Source organism: Streptomyces sp. NPDC002790, from assembly GCF_040295505.1.
Lineage (GTDB): Bacteria > Actinomycetota > Actinomycetes > Streptomycetales > Streptomycetaceae > Streptomyces.
The window spans coordinates 49471-76143 of the sequence record NZ_JBEOVM010000013.1 but is presented as its reverse complement, the minus strand read 5'-3'; the positions used below and the strand labels follow the sequence as shown (position 1 = coordinate 76143).

Below are 26673 nucleotides of genomic sequence, written 5' to 3'. Positions count from 1 at the left end.
ACAGTGCGCGAGGCCCGTCCGATCAGCTCACAGCGACCGAGCCGAGGCTCAGTAGACCGGCTTGTCCGGCTCGATCTGGTTGACCCAGCCGATGACGCCGCCGCCGACGTGCACGGCGTCCGAGAAGCCCGCGGACTTCAGCACCGCGAGAACTTCCGCACTGCGGACACCCGTCTTGCAATGCAAGACGATTTTCTTGTCCTGCGGCATGCTCTCCAGGGCCGTGCCCATGAGGAACTCGTTCTTCGGAATCAGCTTGGCGCCCGGGATGGAGACGATCTCGTACTCGTTCGGCTCGCGAACGTCGATGATCTCGATCTTCTCGTCGCCGTCGATCCACTCCTTGAGCTGCTTGGGAGTGATCGTGGAACCGGCGGCAGCCTCCTGCGCCTCATCGGACACGACGCCGCAGAAGGCCTCATAGTCGATGAGCTCGGTGACCGTCGCGTTCGGGCCGCAGACCGCGCAGTCGGGGTCCTTGCGGACCTTGACCTGGCGGTACTGCATCTCGAGGGCGTCGTAGATCATCAGGCGGCCGACCAGCGGGTCGCCCACGCCGGCCAGGACCTTGATCGCCTCGGTGACCTGGATGGAGCCGATGGACGCGCACAGCACGCCCAGGACACCGCCCTCGGCGCAGGAGGGGACCATGCCGGGGGGCGGGGGCTCCGGGTACAGGCAGCGGTAGCACGGCCCGTGCTCGGACCAGAAGACCGAGGCCTGGCCGTCGAAGCGGTAGATGGAACCCCACACGTAGGGCTTGTTGAGCAGCACGCACGCGTCGTTGACGAGGTAGCGCGTCGCGAAGTTGTCGGTGCCGTCGACGATCAGGTCGTACTGGCTGAAGATGTCCATCACGTTCTCGGCTTCGAGCCGCTCTTCGTGAAGGATCACGTTCACGTACGGGTTGATGCCGAGGACCGAGTCCTTCGCGGACTCCGCCTTGGACCGACCGATGTCGGCCTGGCTGTGGATGATCTGGCGCTGCAGGTTCGACTCGTCGACCTCGTCGAACTCCACGATGCCGAGCGTGCCCACGCCCGCAGCGGCCAGGTACATGAGGGCCGGCGAGCCAAGGCCACCGGCGCCCACACAGAGCACCTTGGCGTTCTTCAGCCGCTTCTGCCCGTCCATCCCGACATCGGGGATGATCAGGTGGCGGGAGTACCTGCGGACCTCGTCTACGGTGAGCTCAGCAGCTGGCTCGACCAGGGGTGGCAGCGACACGGGGACTCCGTTGGTCGGTATCTACGTACGGTTGTTCCGTCTGCAACACTGCCACGCCCTCCTTCATTCCGAGACACCGCGTCCGATGCGCGAGACGATTTCGTCCCAGTAGCCGGGCATCCCCTCCCAGGGGTCGGTGGAGCCGTCCCGGTCGGTGTGATCGGTGAAGTAGATCGTGCCCGCGCCTTGCCAGCGCGCGATGCGCAGCGCCTCTTCGAGGTGGCCGAGGGGCATGCCGTGGACGAAGTGGCAGAACCGCTCAGGCGGATAGTCGGCGGTCCACTCGGCGACCTGGGACCAGCGGTAGTCGCTCCAGGGGCCGGAGAAGGTCACCAACTGGTCGGCGCTCTCGGCGTATCCGGGGTACGGGTGGGTGCCGTGGTTGAACACGAGGTGCGCGTCGTCGACGAGGGCGCGCAGGGTCGTGGCGGCGCGCCGGACCTCGGGGAGCGCGGCCCGCTCGGTGGGGCAGCGGTCGAAGGAGAAGCCGTCCACCTGGTACCAGTCGAGGAAGCGGTGGGCGTCGGAGACGAGTTCACCGAAGGCGCGGGCGCCATGGATCAAGTCCAAGTGACCAAGGACACGCACCCCGGCCTGCCGGAGCCGCCCCGCCGCCTCCAGGCAGTGCTGGTCGGGACGGGCTCCCGGACCATTGGCGACATTAAGAACAACCCAGTGCAAAGGCGTTGCGGGACGGGTGAGTTCGGCCCATTCCGCGGGTGCGACGAGGGGGTGCGCGAAACCGGGGATGCCAAAGCCGAGTCGTACGTCGGTGCTCGACAGGCCGGTCGCGGTCGGAGTCAGATACGGCATGCCGCCTCCATCCAGATGTCGGCGAGGGACTCTTCGAGGTTGATGCGGGGACGCCAGCCGAGCCGGTCGCGGGCCGTGCGCACGTCGGCCTGCTGCCAACTGCCGCAGCCGTCGGGGTACGGGTACGCGCTCGGCCCGGGGGGCATCCCGTGGTCCGATTCGGTGCGGGGGTGGCCTACGGATGTCCGCATCCCGACAGCGGGGCCGTCGAGTTCATGGAGAGATCCGCCGAAACCGGCGACGCGGGCGAGCACGGCGGCGGCGTCACGCAGTCGCACGGCGCGGCCCGAGCCGATGTTGATGACGCCCTGCGCGGCGGAGAGCGATGCGGCGTGCACGGCGCGCGCCACGTCTCGTACGTCGATGAAGTCGCGCTGTGCGCCGAGACCGCCCAGCTTCAGTTCGCCGTCGCCGGCCTGCATCGCGCGGCGCATCGCCTCGGCGAGCCGGCCGAGCGGGGATCCGGCCGGGGTGCCGGGCCCTGCGGGCGAGAAGACGCGCAGGACGACGGCGTCGAGGCCGGATCCGAGGACGAGTTCGGTGGCGGCGAGCTTGCTGACGCCGTACGGGCCGCCGGGGCGGGGCACCGCGTCCTCCGCGGTGGACGAGCCGGGCTGCGAGGGCCCGTACTCGGCGCCGCAGCCGATCTGCACGAGGCGGGCGCCGCAGCCGCTGCGCCGAAGGGCCTCGCAGACGGTGGCGACGGCGACGGTGTTGTGCCGGGTGAGTTCGCGGGCGCCGCCGCGGGTGGCGCCGGCGCAGTTGATGACCACTCCGGGGTGGACGGCGTCCAGGAAGCGGGTGAGTGCGCCGGGGCTGCCGGTGGCGAGGTCGAAGCGGACGTCGGCGTCGTCGCCCCGGCCGAGCGTGGTCAGCTGCACGGCGGGGTCGGCCAACAGGCGGTCGGTGACGAAGCGGCCCAGATACCCGTTGGCTCCGATCAGCAGAACCCTCATCGGGTGCCTCCCAGGGATCGCGCTCCGGTCCCTCGGAGCGCTCCGAGGGCGCCGCGCACTCCGCGCGCCGCGCGCGGGGCGCACCGGTCGTGGATTCCGCGCTGCCCGTGAGGTCCGGAGTATCCGGCGTATCCGGCGCCTCCGGGAGGAGGGGTGGTCATCTGGCGTTCTCCTTATGAGGGTTGCCCTGGGTCTTCGGGTGGGCCCGCGGTGTCGGCCCCGCGGGAAAGGGGTGGTCCTGGTCATCCGGCGAGCGCCGGCCGCGGTGGCACGGCGTGCTCTACGGAGGCGGCGATGCCGCGGATGGCGGTCATGGCGCCCAGCCGATCGGGGCCCCCGCGTTCGCGTGGGCGGAGGCCCGGGTCAGGGTGCGGGTGGCGTGCACGAGGAGGACGAGGGCGGCGACGGCGCAGGCGACCGTCGGCACGACGCCCGCGCCGACCACGTCGACCGCGGTCTCGACGGGCACGCCCAGGACGTCGCAGCCGGGCAGTCGTGCGGCGAAGACCGTGGCGACGGACAGGACTTCGACGGCGACGGCGGCGCCCAGCGCGACAGCAGGGGCGTGCGTACGGCGGTGCGCGGCGAGGAGGCGGGCGAGCAGCAGCAGAACGCCCAGGGCGCCCGTTCCGGCGTAGTCCACCTTCTCGTCGAGTACGGCACCGGCCGGCACGAGGAGCGCGACGAGGGCGAGGGCGAACAGGGCCACGGCCCCGAGGAGCAACGGGCGCGCGGATGCGGCGAATTCGGCGAGCCCGCGGCTCGCGGCGAGGCGGCGCCGCGCTCCGCCCGAGAAGAGCTGGGCGCACCAGGTGGCCGGTGCCACGGCGACGGCGAGCGCGACCAGTGGCGCGGTCGCGGGGGCCCAGGGCTCGTCGGGACCGCCCGCGAGCGCGGCGTCGAGGAGGCCGTCGCCGAGGAGGGCGTACGCGAGCAGCCAGCAGGACCACAGTCGGGCCGAGGGGGCGGAGGGGCCGTCGATCGCACGCAGCGGCCCGTGGCGCAGTGTCGCGCGCAGGGCGGCGAGGGTGGCGAGCACGCCGATGAGGGCGATGACCAGGCGTGCGGTGCCCGCAGTGGCGTGCACGCCGAACAACGTGAGCGCGCAGACGGTGCCCGGCAGCAGCGCGAGCCCGGCCCACAGGCCGCGCACGCCGGCGGCGGGACGGGCGGCCTCGACGACGGGTTCGTGCGGGTCGCCGTCCCTCGACGCGCGGGCGTACATCTCCTCGGCGAGCGAGAACACGTCCTTGTGGCGGAAACGGGCGGCGGTCCTGTCGGTGACGCCGTGGGCCTCGAGCCCCGCGGCGATCTCCAGCGGGTCGACGGCCCGCTCGCACAGTTCACGGTGCCGGTGCATCAGCCCCTTGACCGGATCGGCACCGGACCGGCGGTGGCCGGAGCGGAAGGCGGCGCCGCGGGAATCGGCGTCACGGGGGCCGGTGCCGCGCGGACCGACGATCCGGGCGACATCGGCACGGTGGGCGGCCTCCGTACGGGATTCGTCGTCACGGAAGTCGGCGCCACCGGAAGCCCCGTCACCGGGTTCGACATCACTCCGCGCCACGTCGCGCGACTCCGCATCGCGGGGCCCGGTACCGAAGAACTCATCGACACCAGCGTCGGCACCAGCAACGGCTCCGTCGCCACCCGCATCGCCCACGCCGCCCCCGGCTTCGAGGGCTGGCGACCGCCACGCAGTGGGATCACGCAGCAATCCCACGTCCAGGTCCTCCAAATCCTCCACGTCCACGTCGGCCTGGTCCGTGGCAGCCGGGTCACCGTCCACCTCGCCGTCGGTACCGACACCGGCACCGCCGCCACGCGCGCCCAGCGCCTCCGCCGACCCGGAGCCCCACGCTCCGGCGCTCACCGGTACTCGGGGCGCATCGGCGTCGCCCCCGGTATCGGTGTCGCCGAACGCGGCGCGCTCACTCGTGCGTTCGCTGATACGCCCGGTCATCCGTCCGCCTCCCCGCAGCCCTGCGTCATCCCTGCCAACTGCTCCCGCGCACCGCCATCGGCTCCCCAACTGGTCCCGGCTGCGCCGCCCCGGTCACCCGTGCTCTGCGTGGTCCAGCGGCCCGGCACATGGGCCTCCGGCGGGTAGGCGAACGGCAAGGGGGCGCCCGCGTCGTCGACAACGTCCCGGCGTACCGGGCAACGCGAGACGATCTCCAGGTAAATGCTGTGAAATGCCGTGATGTTCTGTTCGGCGGTGAACAGCTCCAGGGCGCGCGCCCGCGCCGCCGCACCGAGCCGTTCGCGCCGTGCGGGGTCGCGCAGCAGCGCCACGCAGGCCTCGGCGAGCGCGCGGGGGTTGCGCGGCGGTACCACGAGCCCCGTGCCACCGATCACCTCGACGACGGCACCCGCGTCCGTGGACACCGTCGCGCGCCCGCAGAACATGGCTTCGACCAGACTGACCGGGAAGCCTTCGACGACGCTGGACAGGACGACGACGCCACAGGAGCCGTAGACATCGGCGAGGTCGGGGGCCTCAGGGGCGCCCAACTCCTCGAAGGAGACGGGGTTCTCGCCCACGGCGTGGATGCCGTCCGCCTCGTCCGGGAAGAGCTGTGCGGCGAGCGCCTTGCAGTGCCCGAGATACAGCGCGGCCTCACGGTCGGCCGCGAGATCCGAGGCGTCCGCCCCGCCACCGCTGCCGCCGTGCCCACCGCTGCCACCGTGCCCACCGAGGGCCCTGCCGGAGACGAACCCGTCGGCCGGCCAACCGCCGCCACCCACAAGACCCGCGCCCGCGGCAGCGCCCGCTCCGGCCCCCGGAACCGACCCCGCCTCCGGCACCCCCACGATGCGCAACCGGGCCTTCGGCTCTTCCTTGCGGATCTCGGCGAACGCGTGCAGCAGGGAGATGAGGTCCTTGGAGGGGTCGACGCGCCCGACCCAGACGACGGTGTCCGGATCGCCCGGCCCTTCCCGCTCGCCCACCTCGGCGAAGTGGCCGGACTCCATGCCGGGGTGAATGGTGCGCAGCTTGGCGCGGTCGGCACCGCACCGCTCCTGCCAGCGCCGCGCGTGCGCGTTTCCGGGGGTGATCACGGCGGCCTGCCGGTAGACCTCGGCTGCGAGCCGGCCGTGGAAGGCGGCGAGGAGCGCGCGCACCGGCGCACTCAACTCGGCGTCACCCGCGGCGATGTACCGGGCCCTGAGCTGCACCCCGTACTCCGTGACGAGCAGCGGCACCCCGTAGAAGTGTTTGGCGATCAGGCCGGGCAGGGCGGCCGCGCCGCCGGAGGCCGCGTGGCAGAGATCGACGGACGCGAGCCCGCCCCCTCCGGACAGCCCCGTGGAGAACCTCGAAGACGAAGAGGACGAGGAAGAGGAAGAGGACGACGAAGAAGCCGCAGAAGACGAAGCCGCAGAAGAACCCGAGGACATCCCCGACGGGGAAGCCGAAGCCCCCGACGCCTCCTCCGACACCGAACCCGCCGAGCGACCCGAGGCATCGAACCCGGACCCGTCCTCGTACCAGTCCAGCGACAGCGGCCGCAGTTCACGCTCCACGTGCGCGGCGAAGGAGAGCAGGTCGGGCACGCGGGCCGCGCGCACGGCTCGGAGCGCGCCGGGCGCACGGCAGGCGCGCTCCAGGATGCGTACAGCGGCCTCGGAACGCAGGGAGATACCAAGGCCGCCTTCGTCGCGGGCGAGTTCGGCAAGCCCGTACAGCGCGTTGGCGAAACGGTCCGCCTCGCTCGACCCCGTGTCGTCGGACCCCGTGTCGTCCGACGTCGCGTCGGCCGACACCACGGCCTCGACCAGCTCCCGGTACAACGTGGCGAACCGGCGCCGGGCCCGCCGCCCGAACGCGCCGTCGCGCGCGCCGTTCTCGCTCCAGGCCCCCGCCGCCCACATCGGCGCTGTCCGCACGCGCATGACCTGGGGCGGCAGTTCGAGCCACCCCGCGTCCTCCTGCTCCTGGCTGGTGGCGAGCGCGTAGATGTCGAAATCGTGCTGCCCGAGCCCGCGCACGAGCCGGTCGCACCAGAGTCTGGCCTCACCGTTCACATACGGATAACCACCCTCGGTAAGCAGTCCGATGCGCACGCATACACCCCCGATCTCCCGTACAGGGAGCCACCGTTGGGTTGGCGGCTCGCAGCGGGACGAACGTATGCGGACATGCCGGTGGCGTGATGGACGGTTGTCCATCACGCCACCAAAAGGGGTGAACGGGCGTAACTTTCCCGCACGCGCGACGTTCAGTCGCGCTAAGAGATCAAACGGCTACGTTTAGCTACGTAGCGTCAACCCTTGGGATAGACCCACGGGTTGGGCTTGCACGTGATCCCGTCGGCTGTCAGGAACTTGGTCTGCTGCTGCATGACCGGCGCGAGCGAGCCGGCCCGCGAGCAGCTCACGTGGTTGTAGCCGAGCCGGTGTCCGACCTCGTGGTTGATCAGCATCTGCCGGTACGGGTGGATGGCGGTGTCGCCGAGCACGTCGTCGTACGTCTTCGAGCCCTGGGCCCACCGGTACGCGTTGATCATCACGCGGTCGGTGGCGGCGGAGTCGCACGACACGTTGTCCTCCGTGGTGTCGAGGCCGGATTTGGCGCACCAGTCGGCCGTCGTGCCCGGGCTCGCGAGCGTGATCACGAAGTCCGGCTTCCCGGAGGAGACCCGTTCGAAGGTGCGGGCGTTGTCGTGGGCCCAACTCCGCTTGTCGTTCAGGGTCTTCTGCACCGCCTGCGAGAACAGCGTCCCGTCGAGCCCGAGCCCCTTCTCCACGTCGACGCGGTAGCGGAACTTCTGCCCGCTGCCCGGCGCCTTGTCGGTTCCGGGGATCGTCGCGAACGCACCGGATGCCTTCAGATCCGTCGCGAGCGGGTACTTCTTGGCCATCTTCTGCCCGTACGTCGCCGGGGCGGGCTTCGCGGTCTCCTTCGGGACGGCCCGCTGGTCCGTGCGCGAGGCGGAGCCGCCGCCCGGGCGACCGCCCTCGGCGGCCTGCGCCTGCGCGTCACTCGCGGAGCCGCCGTCCTTGTCGGCGACCTGCCCCGCGACGACGACGGCGAGCACGGTGGTGACGGCCGCGGCAGCGATGCCCGTGAAGGTCATGCCCCTGCCGCGCTTCTCGCGCCCGCCGCCGGACTCGACCGGCGCCCGGTCCTCCGGCGGCACGGGCGGCTCGGCGTCCCACTCGGCCACGCGCGCGTACGGGTCCGCATCCGCGGGGGTGTTGGAACCCACAGGGGCATCGGAGCCCACAGGGGCGCCGAAACCAGCGGAGGCACCAACACCCGCCGGAACGTCGAAACCAGCAGAGGCATTGCCACCCGCAGGCGCATCGAACGCGTCGATGTAGTCCTGCCTCGGGCGCCTGCGCCCCGGCGCACCCTGACCCGACGCGCCCTGGCCTGGCGCGCCTTGCCCCGGCGCACCCCGGTCTGGCGCACCCCGGTCTGGCGCCCCCGGCTCCGCCCGCTCCCGCCGCGGCCGCAGCCCCGGTAGGGCCGAGTCCTCGGGGGCCGACGGACCGTGCTCGGGGCCGCGTGCCGACGCGACGGGGCCCGCGACCGGCGGCACGGACGCGCCCCAGCCGCCGCCCGACTCGCGCGACTCGGGGTGGCCGCCACGCACCGGCCCGGCCCCCGGACGCGCGGAAGTGTGCCCCGAGAAGGGGGGACGCCCGGCCGCCGACGGCGGGGTCGGCGCGGGCGGCGCCTCGGCCGGCCCCCTTCGCCTGCGCCCGGTGCCTACGCCCCGCCCCGACGGGGCGTGCGTCTCGGCCTCCACCTGCACGTTGACGGCATCCTCCGCACCGTCTGCCGATCCTCGGCGGCTATGCCGTCCCACAGGCCGCCTCAGCTCCCCAATGTCGTGTGGTCGTCGGTGCCGGACCCGTCACTCGCGGCGTCACCGACACTACTGGCGCTCCCGCGCCTCTTGTCCAACGCTTCGGTGTCGGCGAGGAGTTCCCTGAACGCCGTCGCGACCGTCCGCGGGTACTCCATCATCGCGACATGCCCCGCGTCCGGGAGCGTGAGCAGCCTCGAGTCCCGGAACGCACGTGCCGCGCGGGCCGCCATCCGGTACGAGACCAGCAGGTCACGCCCTCCGTAAATGAGCTGCGTCGGTGCGAGCACGCGCTCAGCCTGCCGCCAGAGGCTGTGCTGCCCGCCGAGCGTGTACGCGTTCACGACACCGCGCGCGGAGCGGGCCATCGCATCCCAGAAGTACGGCAGTTGGAGCCGCCGCTCCATTTCCTCGACGGCGACCCTGAAGCCCTCGGGCGTGACCCGGTTCGGGTCTCCGTAGCAGAGGGCCATGACGCCGCGCACCCGCTGCTCCGGTGTCCACTCCTTCGTCAGGCGCGTGAAGAGCGGGGCGACGCCGGGCACCGCGAGCAGGCCGGTCGGCAGGGCGGTGCGCTGCACCCGGATCTCCGGCAGCGCGGGCGACACCAGGGTCAGCGTGCGGACGAGATCGGGACGCGCGGCGGCCACGCGCGTGGCGACGGCCCCGCCCAGCGAGTTCCCGAAAAGGTGCACAGGGACGCGACCCTGTGCGTCGAGATAACGGATGACCCCGCGCGCGTGCCCGGTCACCGAGTAGTCACTGTCGTCCGGTGGCGGCGAGTCGCCGAAACCCGGCAGGTCGACCGCCTCCCCGTCGACGACGTCCTCGAGCAGCGGCATCAGCGCCGACCAGTTCTGCGAGGAGCCGCCGAGCCCGTGCACGTACAGCGCGGGCGGCAGCCCCTCGCGCGCTCCGGGACGGGACCGGACCGACAACGTCAGCCCGGGGAGCCCGACGGATCGCACGTGCTCCCCCTCCGCGACTTCGACGGCGCCCGGCGTGGGCGTCGCGGCGGCGATGACGGCAGGCACGCGCGGCGACTCGGTCGAAGACATGCGACATATGTTACGAGACGATCACACAGTGGATCGCGTGTTCGCCGTCACAGTCCAAAACGCGGCCTGGCCGGGCGGGTTCGCCCAGGAGGCCCCGCGCCACTCAAGAGATCGCCAAAAGATCGCATAGCGCCCCGATCGGGTGTCTCCTACGCTCGATATCAGGGCACCCGTCCACGCACGGACAGGTGAGGAAGGGAGCCACCGATGACGGTCGACCCGAGCGACCCCGAGGCCTTCGCCGATCACAGCCCCGCCGAGGCGGGCGTGGAGACCCCCGAGGCCGACACCGTGGAGCAGCACACGGACCTCGCGCCCGAGCAGGACGACGAGCCCGACACGCAGGCCGACCCGGACACCGCGAACGAGGCGGACCGGGCGGAGCAGGCCCGCGTCGTCGCGATCGACGAGGACGACTACCGATGAGCGGTGCGCCACGATCCACCCATTTGTGACCACAGATGTGACATCGGGCTCACTACATGCGGTTTTCACAGCAGTCCGGTCCGTGAAATTCTGCGCTCGTACCGCGCACATCAGGGTTACTCAAAAGTACGATGGCGTCGCGGCGCACACCGCACACGGACAATCTTGGGAGGCGGCGTGACAGCCATCGAGCAGACGGAGGCAGCGCGCCCCAAGGGCACACGCCTACCGCGCCGTGCCCGTCGCAATCAGCTTCTGGGTGCGGCCCAGGAGGTTTTCGTCGCACAGGGGTACCACGCGGCCGCGATGGACGACATCGCCGAGCGGGCCGGCGTCAGCAAGCCGGTGCTCTACCAGCACTTTCCCGGCAAGCTCGAGCTCTACCTGGCGCTGCTCGACCAGCACTGCGAGTCCCTGCTGCAGTCGGTCCGCACGGCGCTCGCCTCCACGACGGACAACAAGCAGCGCGTCGCGGCGACCATGGACGCCTACTTCGCGTACGTGGAGGACGAGGGCGGCGCGTTCCGGCTCGTCTTCGAGTCGGACCTGACGAACGAGCCGGCGGTGCGCGAGCGCGTCGACCGGGTCAGCCTGCAGTGCGCGGAGGCGATCTCGGACGTGATCGCGGAGGACACGGGCCTGTCCAAGGACGAGTCGATGCTTCTCGCGACGGGCCTCGGCGGCGTCTCGCAGGTCGTCGCGCGCTACTGGCTGTCCAGTTCGAGCCCGGTCGAGCGCGACACGGCGGTGCAACTCCTCACCTCGCTCGCCTGGCGCGGCATCGCGGGCTTCCCGCTGCACGGCGCGGAGCAGAACTGAGCACGCGCGCACGCGGCACGGCCACACGGCTCACTTTGTTCCCGTCTGGCTGTTCGCTCTTGGCGTGCAGCCGTGGCGTCGGGACTCTCGCCCGGCAGGGCTAATCTTTGCTGGGTACAGCGCGGTCATCCGCGCACATCACGGATCGTCGGAGGGACAAGGCCGTGGAGGTCAAGATCGGCGTGCTGCACACGCCCCGCGAGATCGTTCTGGAGAGCGACCAGTCCGCCGAGGAGGTCGAGAGCGCGGTGTCCGCGGCGCTGTCCGGCAAGTCCCAACTCCTCTCCCTGAAGGATGAGAAGGGCCGGAAGGTCCTGGTCCCCGCCGAGCGCCTCGCCTATGTCGAGCTCGGCGAACCGTCGACGCGGAAGGTGGGCTTCGGCCCGCTGTAGAGCCTCCCGGAGGGGACGGGCGGACAGTACGTGAAAGGCCTGATGGCGCAGCTGCCATCAGGCCTTTTGCATGTTCACAGCGAGCGCACAGCCGATCCTCGCGCGGAGGGTTGCGTCCGGGAGGCCAGGGGTAGACCGGCTACGTCCGAAGTGCACCCACCGGCCGCGCGGGAGGTATCCGCACCATGCTTCTCGAAGCTCTCGGCTCCGTACTGCTCGGCATGGCACTCGCCCTCGGGGCGGGCCACCGACTGCCGCACAGGCTGCCGTCACGCACGCTCGTGCTGCCGACCGGCGTCGCGGGCGCCCTCGTCGGGGCGTTCGTCACCCACAGCGCGCTGGGTCCTGACCATGCGATCGCCACGCTCGTGGGCGCGGTCGTGATGTCCGTGGCCCTGCTCTCGCTGCTGCTGCGCCCCACCCGGGGCAGAGCGCAGCAGCTGACTCCGTATGCGTGGACGAAGTAGCGGCAGAAGAACCGAACGACCAGAAGAAGTCGTCAGCGCGTCGTCAGGCGGCGAGCCCGAGCGCCGCCATGCGCTTGGTGTGCGCCTCGGTGATCCGCGAGAACATCTTGCCGACCTCGGCGAGGTCGAACCCGTCGGCCACGCCCCCGACCAGCATCGTCGACAGCGCGTCCCGGTCCGCGACCACCCGCTGCGACTGCGAGAGCGCCTCCCCCATGAGCCGCCGCGCCCACAGGGCGAGCCGGCCGCCCACGCGCGGGTCGGCCTCGATCGCGGCGCGCACCTTCTCCACGGCGAACGACGCGTGGCCGGTGTCGTCGAGTACGGCGAGGACGAGCGAGCGGGTCTCCGAGTCGAGGCGGGCCGCGACCTCACGGTAGAAGTCCGACGCGATCGCGTCGCCTACGTATGCCTTGACCAGACCCTCCAGCCAGTCCGACGGGGCGGTCTGGCGGTGGAAGCCGTCGAGTGCCTCGACGAACGGGTCCATCGCGTCGGTCGGCTCGATGCCGACCGCCGAGAGCCGGTCGCGCAACTGCTCGAAGTGGTGGAACTCGGCGGACGCCATCTTGGCCAGCTCCGCCTTGTCTCCCAGCGTCGGCGCCAGCTTCGCGTCCTCGGCGAGCCGCTCGAACGCCGCCAGCTCTCCGTAGGCGAGCGCGCCCAGCAGGTCGACAACGGCGGCGCGGTAGTTCTCGTCCACGGCCGCGGTGGCCCAGTCCTGGGCGGCGATACCGGTGAGCACGGGGGTTTCTTCGGCGGTCGGCGTGGCGTTGTCAGGCGTCTCCATGAAGCGCACAATAGCCCGCTCTCCCCGTCGCGGAAGGCCCTGGTCAATGAGTGTGACGACGGCTACGTGACCCATTCGGCCATCGCACATGCGCGATTCCGGGGTATGGTGGTAAAGAGCCCGCCGAGTGCAAGGCGCCTCCAAGGTGCTTATGCGCACTTTCGGACGGGCCTCATGAATGAGGATGCCCGGTCGGAGGCCCGATCGGCTCCGACCTGACAGCCCTCCGGGTCGTACGTCACAAGACGTACGGATCTGAGGAGGGGCCCTCAGCGGCACGAGCGCTCGAGCGTCGGCAGTGGTCCCGCGCCATCCGGTCCACCCGATCCCCGCAGACCGCGGCTCGAGTCCGGTGTACCGACCGGCACGGTCACGACCCCCGCGTTCGCCTCGCGCCGCACCTCACAGAGTAGGCAACACCCTGACTACGCAGACTTCGACGTTCCGCCAGCTCGGCATTCTCTCCGAGACGGCAGAGGCCCTTGAGGCCGTCGGCATCATCAACCCTTTCCCCATCCAGGAGATGACCCTCCCCGTCGCCCTCTCGGGCTCGGACGTCATCGGCCAGGCCAAGACCGGCACGGGCAAGACCCTCGGTTTCGGCCTCCCGATCCTGGAGCGCGTCACCGTCCCCGCGGACGTCGAGTCCGGCCGGGCCAAGCCCGAGCAGCTGACCGAAGCGCCGCAGGCCCTCGTCGTCGTCCCGACGCGCGAGCTGTGCCAGCAGGTGACCAACGACCTCCTGACCGCCGGCAAGGTGCGCAATGTGCGCGTCCTCGCCATATATGGCGGTCGTGCGTACGAGCCCCAGGTCGAGGCCCTCAAGAAGGGCGTCGACGTCGTCGTCGGTACGCCCGGCCGACTGCTCGACCTGGCCGGCCAGAAGAAGCTGGACCTCTCGCACGTGAAGGCGCTCGTCCTCGACGAGGCCGACGAGATGCTCGACCTGGGCTTCCTGCCCGACGTCGAGAAGATCATCAACCACCTTCCTGCGAAGCGCCAGACCATGCTGTTCTCGGCGACCATGCCGGGCGCCGTCATCGGCCTGGCCCGCCGCTACATGTCGCAGCCCACGCACATCAGTGCCACCTCGCCGGACGACGAGGGCGCGACCGTGCGCAACACCGCGCAGCACGTGTACCGCGCGCACAACATGGACAAGCCCGAGATGGTCTCGCGCATCCTTCAGGCCAACGGCCGCGGGCTGACGATGATCTTCTGCCGGACGAAGCGGACCGCCGCCGACATCGCTGAGCAGCTGCAGAAGCGCGGCTTCGCCTCCGGTGCCGTCCACGGTGACCTCGGGCAGGGCGCGCGCGAGCAGGCGCTGCGCGCGTTCCGCAACGGCAAGGTGGACGTCCTCGTCTGCACCGACGTCGCCGCGCGCGGCATCGACGTCGACGACGTGACGCACGTCATCAACTACCAGACGCCCGAGGACGAGAAGACGTATCTCCACCGCATCGGCCGCACCGGCCGCGCGGGCAAGAAGGGCATCGCGATCACGCTGGTCGACTGGGACGACATCCCGCGCTGGCAGCTGATCAACAAGGCTCTCGATCTGGACTTCAACGACCCGGTCGAGACCTACTCCTCCTCGCCGCACTTCTACGAGGAGATGAACATCCCGGCGGGCACCAAGGGTGTGCTTCCGCGCTCGGAGCGTACGCGCGCCGGGCTCGCCGCCGAGGAGGTCGAGGACCTGGGCGAGACCGGTGGCCGCGGGGCCTCGTCCCCGCGTGGCGGTCGTGGTGGCCGGGGCGACCGCGATCGTGACCGTGACCGTGGTCGGGACCGTGAGAAGCGCGAGCAGCGTGAAGAGCGCGAGCGCCCGGCGCGCACGCCGCGCCGCCGTCGCCGTATGCGCGGCGGCGAGCCGGTCGGCGCCGGTGAGGCCACGGCCGCACCCGCGTCGACCACCGTGTCCGCACCTGCTCCCGCTCCCGTGGAGGAGTCCGCCGAGCCGCGGACGCCGCGTCGTCGCCGCCGTACGCGCGGTGGCGCAGGCGCGCCGTCGGTCGCACAGGCGGCCCCCGCCGCCGAGGCAGTCGTGGAGACGGTCGAGGCGGAGATCCCCGCCCAGCCCCGTCGTCGTACGCGCAAGAAGGCCGAGCCCGTCGCCGAGACGGTGGTCGAGACGGTGGAAGCCGTGCCTGCGGCCGCAGAGCCGGAGCCGGCCGAGCCGAAGGCGAAGCCCGCGCGTACCCGCAAGAAGGCGGAAGCCGCGGTCGACACGGCCGAGGCCGCTGAGGCCACCAAGGTCGCTGAGACCAAGCCCGCCACGCGCACCCGTACGCGTAAGAAGGCCGAAGCCGCGGTCGACACGGCCGAGGCCGCCGAGGTCGCTGAGGCCAAGCCCGCCGCGCGGACCCGGACCCGTAAGAAGGCCGAGCCCGTCGTCGACACCGCCGCCGAGGCGGTTGAGACGGCGACCGAGGCCAAGCCGCGTCGCACGCGCAAGAAGGCGGAGGCCGTCGTCGACACCGTCGAGGCCACCGAGGCGAAGCCCGCGCGTACGCGCAAGAAGGCCGAGCCCGTCGCCGAGGCGGTGGACGCGAACGAGGCCAAGCCGGCACGCACGCGTACCCGCAAGAAGGCGGAGGCCGCGGTCGACACCGCGGAGGCCGCCGAGGCCAAGCCCGCCACGCGCACCCGTACGCGCAAGAAGGCCGAGCCCGTCGTCGACACCGCCGCCGAGGCGGTTGAGACGGCGACCGAGGCCAAGCCGCGTCGCACGCGCAAGAAGGCCGAAGTGGCCGTCGACACCGCGGAGGCCGCCGAGGCCAAGCCCGCCACGCGCACCCGGACCCGTAAGAAGGCCGAGCCCGTCGTCGACACCGCCGCCGCCGAGGCGAAGCCGCGTCGTACGCGGAAGAAGGTCGTGGCTCCCGAGGCCTGATCCGTCCACGGCGAAAGGCCCGGATCCCGCTGCTGCGGGGTCCGGGCCTTCGTTGTCAGTGGCTGCGCGTAATCTCGGCACATGAGCAGGCCCGCGACCTTCACCCCGCCGCCCGGCACTCGTGCGCACCGCCTCCGCACCGCCCGTGGCGACTTCGCCGCGCTCACCGGGGAGCCGACCGAGGGCCCGGTCCGTGGCACCGCTCTGCTGCTGCCCGGATTCACGGGGAGCAAGGAGGACTTCATCGAGCTGCACGCCCCGTTGAGCGCGGCCGGTTACCGGACCGTCGCCGTGGACGGCCGTGGGCAGTACGAGTCGGAGGGCCCGAAGGACGACGAACGGCCTTACAGGCAGGGCGAGTTGGCGCGCGACGTGCTCGCGCAGGCGGCAGCACTCCAGGCCGACGCCGGGACCGGCCGGGTGCATCTGCTGGGCCACTCGCTCGGCGGGCTCGTCGCGCGCGCGGCGGCCATCGAGGACCCCGCCCCGTTCGCCTCCCTCACGCTGATGTCCTCGGGCCCGGCCGCCGTCGCACCGCCCCAGCAGGAGCGCGCCAAGCTGCTCCAGGACGCCCTCGCCGCGCTGGACATGGCCCAGGTGTGGGAGGCCATCCAGGGCCTGGACGCCCCCGAGGACGCCGCCGATCTCCGCGGTGACGGCGAGGATCTGCGCCGCCGCTGGATGCGGAACAGCCCGGCCCAGCTCATCGCCACGGCGGGGCAGCTGCGCACGGAGCCGGACCGGGTCGACGAGCTCGCCGCGCTCGGCCTCGCGATACATGTGCTGTCGGGCGAGCGGGACGACACCTGGCCGGTGCCGGTCCTCGACGCCATGGCGGCCCGCCTCGGCGCGGAGCGCACCGTCGTGACCGGGGCCGAGCACTCCCCCAATACCGACCAGCCGCGGACCACGGCCGCCGCCCTCGCCGCGTTCTGGGACCGGCATCCGGCGGCGTAGAAACCGCAGCTCGGGCACATCCCGCGGCACTCCTGCGGCACTCCTGACGCACGGGTAATTAGCCGATCGAAAAATTTCCTTAGCGTAGGGAATGTTTGCAGCGGACAACTCGTTGTACCCCTTGGAACGCGCGGCACTGAGGCCGCGCAATTCACTCTTAACGGCCGGGCAACCGCCCGGCCGTACAGCGGGATCAAGCTGAGAAGCCCCGCACCAGTAGTTCTCCTTCAGGAGGATCACCAGACGAAGGGAGAAGCCCTTGCGCTTCGAAATCATGCGACTCGACGATGTCGACGGCACCGCCGTGGACAGCACCGTCGTGGACGCCGCCTCCGTCAACCGGATCGTTCAGCAGGCCGCCGCCATCGGGCAGCGCCTCTACATCCGCCCGGCAGAGTCGTCCGCCTCGTAACGGCGTAAGTGACTCGCACACTTCGAAGCCCCCGTACGCACGATGCGTACGGGGGCTTCGCTGTGGTCCGAGAGTTCGTGGTCCGGGGCCGTCAGGAGCCCTGGATCACCTGCGTCACGCCGTTGATGATCTGCTGCACCGCGATCGCGGAGAGCATCATGCCCGCGAGCCGGGTCACCAGGACCACACCGCCGTCCTTGATGACGCGGATGATCACCAGCGAGTACCGCATCACCAGCCACAGCACCACGTGGATCGCGACGATCGCGGACCAGACGGAGAGCTGACCGCCCACGCCGTCCGCGTGCTGCACGGCGAGGATCACGGAGACGATCGCGCCGGGCCCGGCGAGCAGCGGCATGCCGAGCGGCACGAGGGCGACGTTCACGTCCTTGGTCTGCTTCGGCTCATCCGTCTTGCCGGTCAGCAGGTCGAGCGCGATCAGGAGCAGCAGCAGACCGCCCGCGATCATCAGGGCCGGGACGGAGACGTGCAGATAGGCCAGGATCTGGTTGCCCAGGACGCCGAACACGGCGATGACGCCGAAGGCGACGCAGACCGCCTGGAAGGCCATGCGCTTCTGGACCTTGGCGGGGCGGCCCGCGGTGAGAGCGAGGAAGATCGGAGTGATTCCGGGGGGATCCATAATCACAAAAAGCGTGAGAAAGAGGGATCCGAAGACGGCAGCGTCGAACACGGTGGGGTGCCTTGCGAGAGTGGTGCGGAAGGGTGGGTCGAAGTGACGTCGAGTCGACGTCGAGGGGTGACTACGGGGCGCGTCAGGCGTCGCGTCCGCCGGCGCCCGGCACCGGGAAGGCGCCCGTGGCGCGCCGCGTGATCTCCCCGTAGACCTCGGGGTCGGTGGTGTACTCGCCGAGCACGCACGTCTTACGGCTGCCGTGGTAGTCCGAGGACCCGGTGACCAGCAGGCCGACGTCGGCGGCGAGGCCGCGCAGGCGCTCGCGGGTCGCGGCGTCGTGGTCCATGTGGTCGACCTCTACGCCGTCGAGCCCGGCCTCCGCCAGCTTCGCGATCGCCGCTTCGGGCACGGTGCGGCCGCGCCTGGCGGCACCGGGGTGTGCGAAAACGGTGACTCCGCCGGCGGCCTTGACGAGCCGGATCGCCTCGAAGGGGTCGGTCTCGTGCTTGTCGACGTACGCGCGCCCGTCGTTGGCCAGCCAGTCCTCGGTGAACGCGTCGGAGACGGTCGGTACGACGCCGAGCTCGACCAGCGCCGTGGCGATGTGCGGGCGGCCGACCGAACCGTCGCCCGCGATCCGGGCGACGTGCTCCCAGGTGACGGGGACGCCGAGCTCGTTGAGCTTGGCGATCATGCCCTTGGCGCGCGGCACCCGGTCGTCGCGGACCAGCTCGCGCTCGGCGAGCAGGGCCGGCTCCTCGGGGTCGAAGAGGTACGCCAGCATGTGCACGCCCACGCCGTCGAGGCGGCAGGAGAGCTCGGCGCCGGTGACGAGGGTGAGCCCCTCGGGCAGGGCCGCGAAGGCCTCTGCGTGCCCGCGCGTGGTGTCGTGATCGGTGAGCGCGACGACGTCCAGACCGGACGCGGCGGCGTTCCGTACGAGTTCGGCCGGGCTGTCCGTGCCGTCGGATGCAGTGGAGTGGGTGTGCAGATCGATGCGCACGGCTGCGTACTCCAAGCTCGACGGACTGACGGGGATCGCTCAAGGATAACGGGGATTCCAGCAGCTCCGACGCGGCGACCGACGCGGCGCCTCAACGCCTCAACGCCTCAACGCCTCAACGCCTCAACCGAGAATGCGCGGCGACAGCGCCCCGCACGGCAGCAGGTCCACCTCGGCCCCCGCGTCCCGCAGATCCGTGAGCACCAGCTCGTCGTACATCAGCATCCCCGTCTGCTCCGGCCAGACGACCGCCCACAGCCACAGGCCGCGCGCCTCGCCCGCGAAGACCGCCCGGTCGTCCGGGGCGCCGGAGACGTGCCACATCGGAGTGGGCCGGCCGGCGGCGAGCACCTTGGCCTGCGGGGGCCCCGAGACCTCCATGTACGGGCCGGGGTCGGGGCCGTCGATCCCCGCGTAGCGCGCGCCGAGTCCGACGCCCAGCTCCTCGGCGACGAGCACCAGTTCACCGGCGCCGCCGAGCGGTCCGGGGCCCGAGCAGGCGACGGCGGTGGCGCGGCCGCCGTGGCGTTCGTCCCCCGCGTTGGCCACGCCGGTGAACAGCCAGCCGACGGGCAGCGGCCAGGGCATCCAGACCGGCACCTGCGCGCGCCGCACCACGACGCTGAGCGCCTCGACGCTGGGCGGGATCACGGGCTGCATCGGATGCACGGTCCCGTGCACATCGCACTGCCAGGAGTCGGCAAAGAGTCCGGGAGCCCTGACCCGGCCACCACACTTCGGGCAACTGGGTTCGCCCCTCATAGAGCCCCACGGTCCTCCCCGCCCCGCGCCGCGTCAAGGACGATCACCCGTCCGGAGGGCACCACCGTGGCGCCCCCACCAGGAGAGGTAGATGTAGTTTGCATTAATTAGCTGCTCTAACTTATTATGTGTATACGCCAACGATCTGGCCGAAGGAGCAGGCATGAGCCACAGCAGTACAGGGGGTCCTCCCGAAGGGGACACGTTCGACGCAGGGGCGACCAGCACGACCAGCATCCTGCGTCAGCCGAAGGCGGTCTGGGCGACCGCCGGGGCATCCGTCGTCGCCTTCATGGGCATCGGCCTCGTCGACCCGATCCTGCCGTCGATCGCCAAGGGCCTCGAAGCGACACCGAGCCAGGTATCCCTGCTCTTCACCTCGTACTTCCTGATCACCGCCGTCGCCATGCTGGTGACCGGGTTCGTTTCCAGCCGCATCGGCGGCAAGAAGACCCTCCTCGCCGGCCTCGCCCTCGTGGTGATCTTCGCGGCGCTCGCGGGCACGTCCGGGTCCGTCGGGGAGCTGGTCGGCTTCCGCGCGGGCTGGGGCCTCGGCAACGCGCTCTTCGTGTCGACCGCGCTGGCGGTCATCGTCGGCGCCGCCGCCGGTGGCAGCGCCGCCGCGATCCTCCTCTACGAGTCCGCGCTCGGGCTCGGCATGGCCTGCGGGCCACTCGTCGGCGCGCTGCTCGGCAACGCCAGCTGGCGCTACCCGTTCTTCGGCACTGCCGCACTGATGGCCATCGGCTTCCTCTGCATCACCGCGTTCCTGAAGGAACAGCCGAAGCCCGCGAAGAAGACCTCGATCCTCGACCCGCTCAAGGCGCTCGGCCACGGCGGCCTCGCCTCCACGGCGATCTCGGCCTTCTTCTACAACTACACGTTCTTCACGGTGCTGGCCTTCACGCCGTTCGTGCTGAACATGACGCCGTACAAATCGGGCGCCGTCTTCTTCGCCTGGGGTCTGCTGCTCGCACTGTGCTCGGTGATCGTGGCGCCGCGCATGCAGGCCAGGTTCGGCTCGCTGAAGGTGCTCGGCGGCTCACTCGTGCTGCTCGCCATCGACGTGCTCGTCCTTGGGTACGGCAACCACACGGCGGCCATCGTCTGCACGATCCTGTCCGGCGCCTTCATCGGCGTGAACAACACCGTCTACACCGAGCTCGCGCTCGGCGTCTCGGACGCGCCGCGCCCGGTGGCGAGCGCCGGCTACAACTTCGTGCGCTGGTTCGCCGCCGCGGCCGCCCCGTTCTTCGCGCCGAAGATCGAGGAGTGGAGCAACATCCACATCCCGTTCGTGGTCGCCGCGGGCACGGCGGTGCTCGGCGCGGTCGTGGTCTGGGTGCGCAGGAAGGCGCTCACCCACGACGCCGAGGAGCTGGAGCCGAAGCACGCCACCGAGGACAGCGTCTCGGTGTACGCGAGCTGACCGGCAGTCAGTCAGTCCAGAGGTACGGACTTGCGCAGTGGGTCGCGCAGGTCCGTACCGGCGTTCAGCCACTTCTCCTGGAGCGCGGCGGCGCCGTGCACCCGCTTCCACGCCGCCTCGTTCGGCGTCATGGGCAGCAGCGGCAGGAAACGTACGGGGTCCAGGGGCTCGTCCAGATCCAGGTCCTCGACCAGCCCCCCCGGCTCCGCGACCAGGGCCGAGGTGAACGGGGCGCCCGGCCACAGCGGTTCGCCCACGTCGAGCGAGGCGCCCGGCGCGACGACGATGCCCTCGACCTGGGGCGAGGCCGCGAGGACCGCGAGCGGGCGCAGCACCTTGTCGGTGTCGGCGAGGCCCGCGCGGACGGTGAGCACCAGCTCCGCGCGAGGGCCCTTGACAGGGTCGGCGAGGGCCGCCGTGGGGTCGGCCATCGGAGACGCGGCCATGCCGAGGGTGGCGTAGCGCACCACGTTCTGGGAGGCATCTGTGAAGCGCAACACCTCGATCCGGTCGGTGCCGAGGAAGGTGACGGCCGCGCGCGCGTCCGGTTCACCCAGGGTTGTCCGGAGTCGCGCATCCACCAGCGCAAGAACTTCTGCCATCCCGCGAGCATAGATCTCGGACCCAACGGGTAAGGACTGGGCCCTCTTTCGTCAGTCGGCTGATAGTCTTGGCCGCTGGTCGGGACAACACGCAGTGCGTGTCCGCCGAGGGCCTTACGCGGGCCCGTCGGGAAACCGACCCGTTTCACGTCCCCCACGGGGGACCGGCCGGAGGAGGTGGGGCTGTCATGGATCGAAGTCGACCGTGCAGTACTACCCGTTCTTCCGGCCTGTAGGGCCCAGGGCCTCATCTCACCCGCAGTCAGCCGCACACCATGCTGGCCGCACCTGCCGGAAGAGCACTTCGTTCCCCTGATCTCATCGATGTCCGCCTCGGACGTCGCGATCTGAATCAGTCAGCGAAGCCGCCCAGCGTCGGTGCGGTGCTTCCCGCTTTGTGGACGTGCAGCATGTCCCGGTTCCCGGTTGACCAGGACGTCCTCATTCCGGGTGGTTCCACCCGACGCGCGGCGACTCCCGCCCGCGAAGGAGCCTGCCCATGTCGATGATGCGCGACCTGCGAGCCGCCGTCCGTCCCTCGCTGCGCAAGAGCGTCGCCCCGTACGCCAACGAGGCGCGCTCCTCTTATGACTTCACGCGGGACGCGGCGGCCTGCTCGGCCGTCGTGGACTGCGCCGTGTACCGCGACGGGGTCCGCCTCCCGTCCTCCGACTGCCTCACGCCCGGCGCGGCGAAGCGCCAGGTGCGGCGCGACGGCGGCTTCGCCTGGATCGGTCTGCACGAGCCGACCGAGGAGGAATTCGCCGGTATCGCCGCCGAGTTCGGGCTGCACCCGCTCGCCGTCGAGGACGCCGTCCACGCCCATCAGCGGCCCAAGCTGGAGCGTTACGACGACACCCTGTTCGCCGTCTTCAAGACCATCCACTACGTCGAGCACGCCGAACTCACCGCCACCAGCGAGGTCGTGGAGACCGGCGAGGTGATGTGCTTCACCGGACGGGACTTCTTCATCACCGTCCGGCACGGCGGCCAGGGCTCGCTGCGCGCGCTGCGGCACCGACTCCAGGACGACCCCGAGCTGCTCGCCAAGGGCCCGAGCGCCGTACTGCACACGGTCGCCGACCACGTCGTCGACGGATATCTGGCCGTGGCGGACGCGATGCAGGACGATATCGACGAGGTCGAGACCGAGGTCTTCTCGCAGCCCGGCAAGGGCTCCCCGCGCGGTTCGGACGCGGGCCGGATCTACCAACTCAAGCGCGAGGTACTGGAGTTCAAGCGGGCTGTCGCCCCGCTGCGGCGCCCGCTGCAACTGCTCAGCGAGCGGCCGATGCGGCTGATCGACCCGGACATCCAGAAGTACTTCCGGGACGTCGCCGACCACTTGGAGCGGGTGCAGGAGCAGGTCATCGGCTTCGACGAGCTGCTGAACTCGATCCTCCAGGCCAATCTGGCGCAGGCCTCCGTCGCCCAGAACGAGGACATGCGCAAGATCACCTCGTGGGCCGCGATCATCGCCGTACCGACCATGGTCTGCGGTGTGTACGGCATGAACTTCAAGCACATGCCGGAGCTGCACTGGCGGTACGGGTACCCGATGGTGCTCGTCCTCATCGGCGGCGTGTGTTTCGCGATCCACCGGACGCTGAAGCGCAACGGGTGGCTGTAGGGCCTGGTGCTGTCAGTGGCGCTGGCTACGCTTTCCGTATGACGACTGCTGAACTGCTCGACGCCGCCCTCGTCGAGGAGGCCACGAAGAAGTCCGGGCTGATCTGGGTGCGCGGGGAGCGGGGCGTGGAGCGGGCCCTGTGGCACGTGTGGCACGAGGGCGCGGCGTGCCTCGTCGGCGACGGGCCCGGCGAGCAGCCGCTGCCGGATCTCGTCGACGGCGGCTCGGCCCTTGTCACCGTGCGCAGCAAGGACAAGGGCGGGCGGCTTGTCGGGTGGCGGGCGAAGGTGGTCGAGCTGGCGGTGGGTACGGAGCCGTACGACGCCGTGGTGGGTGAGCTGAAGGGCAAGCGGCTCAACGCGCCCGATTCGGAGGCCATGCCGGAGCGGTGGGGGCGGGAGTGCCGAGTGCTTCGGCTTGAGCCGGTGGGCGGTCCTACGGAGCCGGTGCCCTCCGGGTCCCTGGCCGCCGTTCCCGTGGGGTCCCCCGCGACCACGCGGAATCCCGTACCGGCAGGCCTCCCGAAACTCCTGCGGCGCCGGCGTTGACGCCTCGGGGCTCCGCCCCGGACCCCGCTGCTCAATCGCCGCAGGGGCTTGATTTGCTCACCCGACCGCAGGGGCTTGCATTATCAAGCCCCTCCGGCGATTGAGGCGATCTTTTCAGCCCCGCCGGCGATTGAGGCGCGGGGTCCGGGGCGGAGCCCCGAGGCGTCAACGCCGGTGCCGGTTACGAGCCCGGCAGGGCCTGGCCGTAGTCGACCGTTTCGGTGGAGGACGGTTCACGGAGGGTGAAGCCGGTGCCCCAGTCGCTGAGTTGGATCGTGCCGGCCCCACCGGCCCGCTCCAGACGCATCGGGTACGCACCACCCTCCAGGGACACGTCGAGCGTGCCGCCCGCCCCCTTGTCACCGGTCAGCTCGACCGTACGGACGCCCCCCGCCGAGCCGCGCTCCCCCTTCGCCAGCTTGCCGTGCAGCGCGAGCAGGCCGTCGAGCAGCACGCCCTTGTCGGTAAACGTGCTCAGCCGCTGGTAGGCCGGGTCCCCCTTCGGCACCTTCACGTACTTGCCGTCGAGCTTCTGCGCGGCATTGCCCGCCCCGTGCGCCTCCTTGCCGTCCTCGGAGTGCGTCCAGAAACCGGCGCCCGCCTTGAGGTACAGGTGATCGCCGACCCGCAGCAGCCGGAACGTGCCGCCGCCGCTGCTCACCGACCCCGTGCCGCCGTCGTCCTTCAGCCGCATGTCCAGCTTGTACGTCTTCTTGTTGACGACCACCGTCCCGGCGACGTGCACCGCGTCGGCGCCGCGGGCCGCCTTGACCGTACGGGACTGGATCTTGGCCGCGGTCAGCTTGCCGACCCCGTTCGTCCCCGCGTCCGGGTCCTCCTCGCTGCACGCCGCGAGGCCCACCGCGAGCCCCGTGCACATCACGCCCACCACGAGTGTCCTGCGGCTACGTCGGGTGAGGGGGCGCAGGGTCACGGGCGGACTACCTCTCGTACGGCAGCTGGGGTGCGGGCAGGTACGGCAGCGTACCCCCGCGATCTTCGGTTACCCGCCGGGGCAGGTGGCCGACGCGCAAAGGCGCGGGGAACGGGGAACGGCTAGCCTGGGCGGGAAATTGCCCGTATATCCGGATGAATGGGAATGAGGAACGGAAGGAGGCGCGCGACGGTATGGCTGGAGGCGTTCCCCGGATCTTCGTGTCGCACCTCTCCGGCATCGCCGTCTTCGACCCGAACGGTGATCAGGTGGGTCGCGTACGCGACCTGGTGGCGATATTGCGCGTGAGCCGCAGACCGCCGCGGCTGCTCGGCCTCGTCGTCGAACTGTCGACCCGGCGGCGGATCTTCCTGCCGATGACCCGTGTCACCGGGATCGAATCGGGCCAGGTCATCACCACCGGCGTGCTCAACGTCCGCCGCTTCGAACAGCGGCCCACCGAGCGTCTGGTCCTCGGCGAGATGCTCGACCGGCGCGTACGGCTCGTGGAGAGCGACGAGGAGGTCACCGTCCTCGACGTCTCCATCCAGCAGTTGCCCGCGCGCCGCGACTGGGAGATCGACCGGGTCTTCGTACGGAAGAACTCCCCGAAGCGCGGCGCGTTCCGGCGCGCCAAGGGAGAGACGATCACCGTCGACTGGTCGGGCGTCGACGGCTTCAACCTGGAGGAGCACGGACAGGGCGCGGAGAGCCTGCTCGCCACGTTCGAGCAGTTGCGCCCCGCCGACCTCGCCAACGTCCTGCACCACCTCTCCCCCAAGCGCCGCGCGGAGGTCGCCGCGGCGCTCAGCAACGAACGCCTGGCCGATGTCCTGGAGGAGCTTCCCGAGGACGACCAGATCGAGGTGCTCGGCAAGCTGAAGGAGGAGCGCGCCGCCGACGTCCTGGAGGAGATGGACCCGGACGACGCCGCCGACCTCCTCGGCGAACTCCCCGAGGACGACAAGGAACGCCTCCTCGACCTGATGAAGCCCAGCGAGGCGGCGGACGTGCGGCGCCTGATGGCGTACGAGGACCGGACCGCGGGCGGCCTGATGACGACCGAGCCGATCGTGCTGCGCCCCGACTCGACGGTCGCGGAGGCCCTCGCCCGCATCCGCAATCCCGACCTGTCCCCCGCGCTCGCCGCGCAGGTGTACGTGTGCCGGCCCCCGGACGAGACGCCGACCGGCAAGTACCTGGGCACGATCCACTTCCAGCGGCTGCTCCGCGACCCGCCGTACACGATGGTCAGTTCGATCCTCGACGAAGATCTGCAGGCACTGACCCCCCAGGCGCAGCTTCCGGAGATCGCCGGGTTCTTCGCGACGTACGACATGGTGGCCGCGCCCGTCGTCGACGACAGCGGCTCGCTGCTCGGCGCCGTGACCGTGGACGACGTACTGGACCACATGCTGCCCGAGGACTGGCGCGAGCAGGAGTTCCACCCCCGGGCCTTCGGCTTCGTTCCAGCAGGTGGGACCCCCTTCACCGGGGAGGTGAACCATGCCGACTGAGGAACGCGAACGCGACGCCCCGCGCAGGCCGCGCATCCGGCTCGACCAGCCGCTCGCGCCGAAGCGGAAGCTGATCCCCGATTACGATCCCGAGGCCTTCGGCAGGCTCTCGGAGCGCATCGCACGCTTCTTGGGGACGGGCCGGTTCATCGTCTGGATGACGGTGCTCATCGTCGTGTGGGTGGTGTGGAACATCGTCGCGCCCCCCGATCTGCGCTTCGACCAGTACCCGTTCATCTTCCTGACGCTGATGCTGTCGCTGCAGGCCTCGTACGCCGCCCCGCTGATCCTGCTCGCGCAGAACCGGCAGGACGACCGCGACAAGGTCAACCTCGAACAGGACCGCAAACAGAACGAGCGCTCCATCGCCGACACCGAGTATCTGAGCCGCGAGATGGCGGCCCTGCGGATCGGCCTCGGCGAGGTCGCGACGCGCGACTGGATCCGCTCCGAGCTGCAGGACCTCATCAAGGAGATGGAGGAACAGCGGCAGTCCGGTCGGGGGCCCGGCGTATTCCCCGCCGAGCGGACGCGGGGACGTGACGTAGACGACCGGTGACAGGGCTTTCCGGG

25 protein-coding genes are annotated in these 26673 nt (G+C 70.9%); 12 read left to right on the top strand and 13 right to left on the bottom strand.

Annotated features, from left to right (window positions below; genetic code table 11):
• Positions 1 to 48: 48 nt before the first annotated feature.
• The 7 genes from moeZ to ABT004_RS09860 all read right to left on the bottom strand — a co-directional run bounded on the left by moeZ (position 49) and on the right by ABT004_RS09860 (position 9873).
• Positions 49 to 1227 (bottom strand): adenylyltransferase/sulfurtransferase MoeZ, encoded by a 1179-nt coding sequence (moeZ, locus tag ABT004_RS09890; RefSeq protein ID WP_351333514.1) that lies wholly within the window; start codon positions 1225 to 1227, stop codon positions 49 to 51.
• A 63-nt stretch (positions 1228 to 1290) separates the two neighbouring features.
• A complete protein-coding gene (locus tag ABT004_RS09885) occupies positions 1291 to 2040 on the bottom strand; it encodes a spherulation-specific family 4 protein (protein ID WP_351333511.1) in 750 nt (249 codons plus the stop codon).
• A complete protein-coding gene (locus ABT004_RS09880) occupies positions 2028 to 2996 on the bottom strand; it encodes an NAD-dependent epimerase/dehydratase family protein (protein WP_351333509.1) in 969 nt (322 codons plus the stop codon). Before ABT004_RS09880 ends, ABT004_RS09885 begins: the two co-directional genes overlap by 13 nt.
• A 310-nt stretch (positions 2997 to 3306) precedes the next feature.
• Positions 3307 to 4959, bottom strand: a complete 1653-nt coding sequence (locus ABT004_RS09875; RefSeq protein WP_351333506.1) for a hypothetical protein — start codon at positions 4957 to 4959, stop codon at positions 3307 to 3309.
• A complete protein-coding gene (locus tag ABT004_RS09870; RefSeq protein ID WP_351333503.1) occupies positions 4956 to 7064 on the bottom strand; it encodes a DUF3492 domain-containing protein in 2109 nt (702 codons plus the stop codon). The genes ABT004_RS09875 and ABT004_RS09870 overlap by 4 nt, the downstream gene beginning before the upstream one ends.
• Before the next feature lie 200 nt (positions 7065 to 7264).
• Positions 7265 to 8599: a DUF3152 domain-containing protein gene (locus ABT004_RS09865; protein WP_451190554.1), complete on the bottom strand. Its 1335-nt coding sequence runs from the start codon at positions 8597 to 8599 to the stop codon at positions 7265 to 7267.
• Positions 8600 to 8823: 224 nt separating this feature from the next.
• Complete coding sequence (locus ABT004_RS09860; protein ID WP_351333497.1) at positions 8824 to 9873, bottom strand: alpha/beta fold hydrolase; 1050 nt, start codon at positions 9871 to 9873, stop codon at positions 8824 to 8826.
• 207 nt (positions 9874 to 10080) lie between these two features.
• On the opposite strand from ABT004_RS09860, the gene ABT004_RS09855 reads away from it, so the two are divergent.
• From ABT004_RS09855 to ABT004_RS09840, 4 genes are all read left to right on the top strand, one after another.
• Complete coding sequence (locus tag ABT004_RS09855) at positions 10081 to 10299, top strand: Rv3202a family protein (RefSeq protein WP_351333494.1); 219 nt, start codon at positions 10081 to 10083, stop codon at positions 10297 to 10299.
• A gap of 177 nt (positions 10300 to 10476) precedes the next feature.
• On the top strand, positions 10477 to 11118 hold the full coding sequence (locus tag ABT004_RS09850; RefSeq protein ID WP_351333492.1) for a TetR/AcrR family transcriptional regulator: 642 nt from the start codon (positions 10477 to 10479) through the stop codon (positions 11116 to 11118).
• A 164-nt stretch (positions 11119 to 11282) separates the two neighbouring features.
• Positions 11283 to 11510, top strand: a complete 228-nt coding sequence (locus ABT004_RS09845) for a DUF3107 domain-containing protein (protein WP_327661699.1) — start codon at positions 11283 to 11285, stop codon at positions 11508 to 11510.
• 185 nt (positions 11511 to 11695) lie between these two features.
• The gene (locus tag ABT004_RS09840; protein ID WP_351333489.1) at positions 11696 to 11977 is read left to right on the top strand and encodes a hypothetical protein; all 282 of its coding nucleotides are present in this window, start codon (positions 11696 to 11698) and stop codon (positions 11975 to 11977) included.
• 43 nt (positions 11978 to 12020) lie between these two features.
• Here the strand turns inward: ABT004_RS09840 and ABT004_RS09835 are convergent, their stop codons facing one another.
• Positions 12021 to 12776, bottom strand: coding sequence for a ferritin-like fold-containing protein (locus tag ABT004_RS09835; RefSeq protein ID WP_351333487.1), 756 nt, complete (start codon positions 12774 to 12776; stop codon positions 12021 to 12023).
• 514 nt (positions 12777 to 13290) lie between these two features.
• On the opposite strand from ABT004_RS09835, the gene ABT004_RS09830 reads away from it, so the two are divergent.
• From ABT004_RS09830 to ABT004_RS09820, 3 genes are all read left to right on the top strand, one after another.
• A complete protein-coding gene (locus ABT004_RS09830) occupies positions 13291 to 15666 on the top strand; it encodes a DEAD/DEAH box helicase (protein WP_351333484.1) in 2376 nt (791 codons plus the stop codon).
• 81 nt (positions 15667 to 15747) lie between these two features.
• Positions 15748 to 16623 (top strand): alpha/beta fold hydrolase, encoded by an 876-nt coding sequence (locus ABT004_RS09825; protein ID WP_351333482.1) that lies wholly within the window; start codon positions 15748 to 15750, stop codon positions 16621 to 16623.
• A gap of 259 nt (positions 16624 to 16882) precedes the next feature.
• Complete coding sequence (locus tag ABT004_RS09820; RefSeq protein WP_306317966.1) at positions 16883 to 17035, top strand: DUF8834 family protein; 153 nt, start codon at positions 16883 to 16885, stop codon at positions 17033 to 17035.
• Positions 17036 to 17126: 91 nt separating this feature from the next.
• Here the strand turns inward: ABT004_RS09820 and ABT004_RS09815 are convergent, their stop codons facing one another.
• The 3 genes from ABT004_RS09815 to ABT004_RS09805 form a co-directional block, all read right to left on the bottom strand.
• Positions 17127 to 17732, bottom strand: a complete 606-nt coding sequence (locus ABT004_RS09815) for a MarC family protein (protein WP_351333479.1) — start codon at positions 17730 to 17732, stop codon at positions 17127 to 17129.
• Between the two features lie 82 nt (positions 17733 to 17814).
• Entirely contained in the window at positions 17815 to 18678 is an 864-nt protein-coding gene (locus ABT004_RS09810) for a PHP domain-containing protein (RefSeq protein ID WP_351333476.1), read from the bottom strand.
• A 123-nt stretch (positions 18679 to 18801) separates the two neighbouring features.
• Positions 18802 to 19440, bottom strand: a complete 639-nt coding sequence (locus tag ABT004_RS09805) for a DUF6758 family protein (protein WP_351333473.1) — start codon at positions 19438 to 19440, stop codon at positions 18802 to 18804.
• A 163-nt stretch (positions 19441 to 19603) separates the two neighbouring features.
• On the opposite strand from ABT004_RS09805, the gene ABT004_RS09800 reads away from it, so the two are divergent.
• Positions 19604 to 20869 carry an MFS transporter gene (locus tag ABT004_RS09800; RefSeq protein WP_351333470.1) on the top strand — a complete coding sequence of 422 codons (1266 nt, stop codon included), beginning with the start codon at positions 19604 to 19606 and terminating at the stop codon, positions 20867 to 20869.
• An 11-nt stretch (positions 20870 to 20880) separates the two neighbouring features.
• Here ABT004_RS09800 and ABT004_RS09795 read toward each other — a convergent pair whose 3' ends face one another.
• Positions 20881 to 21471: a suppressor of fused domain protein gene (locus tag ABT004_RS09795; protein ID WP_351333467.1), complete on the bottom strand. Its 591-nt coding sequence runs from the start codon at positions 21469 to 21471 to the stop codon at positions 20881 to 20883.
• Between the two features lie 499 nt (positions 21472 to 21970).
• Here ABT004_RS09795 and ABT004_RS09790 point away from each other — a divergent pair, with 499 nt between their 5' ends.
• Positions 21971 to 23101 (top strand): magnesium and cobalt transport protein CorA, encoded by a 1131-nt coding sequence (locus ABT004_RS09790; RefSeq protein ID WP_351333465.1) that lies wholly within the window; start codon positions 21971 to 21973, stop codon positions 23099 to 23101.
• 38 nt (positions 23102 to 23139) lie between these two features.
• Positions 23140 to 23649, top strand: a complete 510-nt coding sequence (locus ABT004_RS09785; protein ID WP_351333462.1) for a hypothetical protein — start codon at positions 23140 to 23142, stop codon at positions 23647 to 23649.
• Positions 23650 to 23830: 181 nt separating this feature from the next.
• Here the strand turns inward: ABT004_RS09785 and ABT004_RS09780 are convergent, their stop codons facing one another.
• Positions 23831 to 24529, bottom strand: coding sequence for a hypothetical protein (locus tag ABT004_RS09780; RefSeq protein WP_351333594.1), 699 nt, complete (start codon positions 24527 to 24529; stop codon positions 23831 to 23833).
• Positions 24530 to 24777: 248 nt separating this feature from the next.
• On the opposite strand from ABT004_RS09780, the gene ABT004_RS09775 reads away from it, so the two are divergent.
• Entirely contained in the window at positions 24778 to 26100 is a 1323-nt protein-coding gene (locus ABT004_RS09775; RefSeq protein ID WP_351333459.1) for a magnesium transporter MgtE N-terminal domain-containing protein, read from the top strand.
• Positions 26090 to 26659, top strand: coding sequence for a DUF1003 domain-containing protein (locus ABT004_RS09770; RefSeq protein WP_351333457.1), 570 nt, complete (start codon positions 26090 to 26092; stop codon positions 26657 to 26659). Before ABT004_RS09775 ends, ABT004_RS09770 begins: the two co-directional genes overlap by 11 nt.
• The last annotated feature ends 14 nt before the right edge of the window (positions 26660 to 26673 follow it).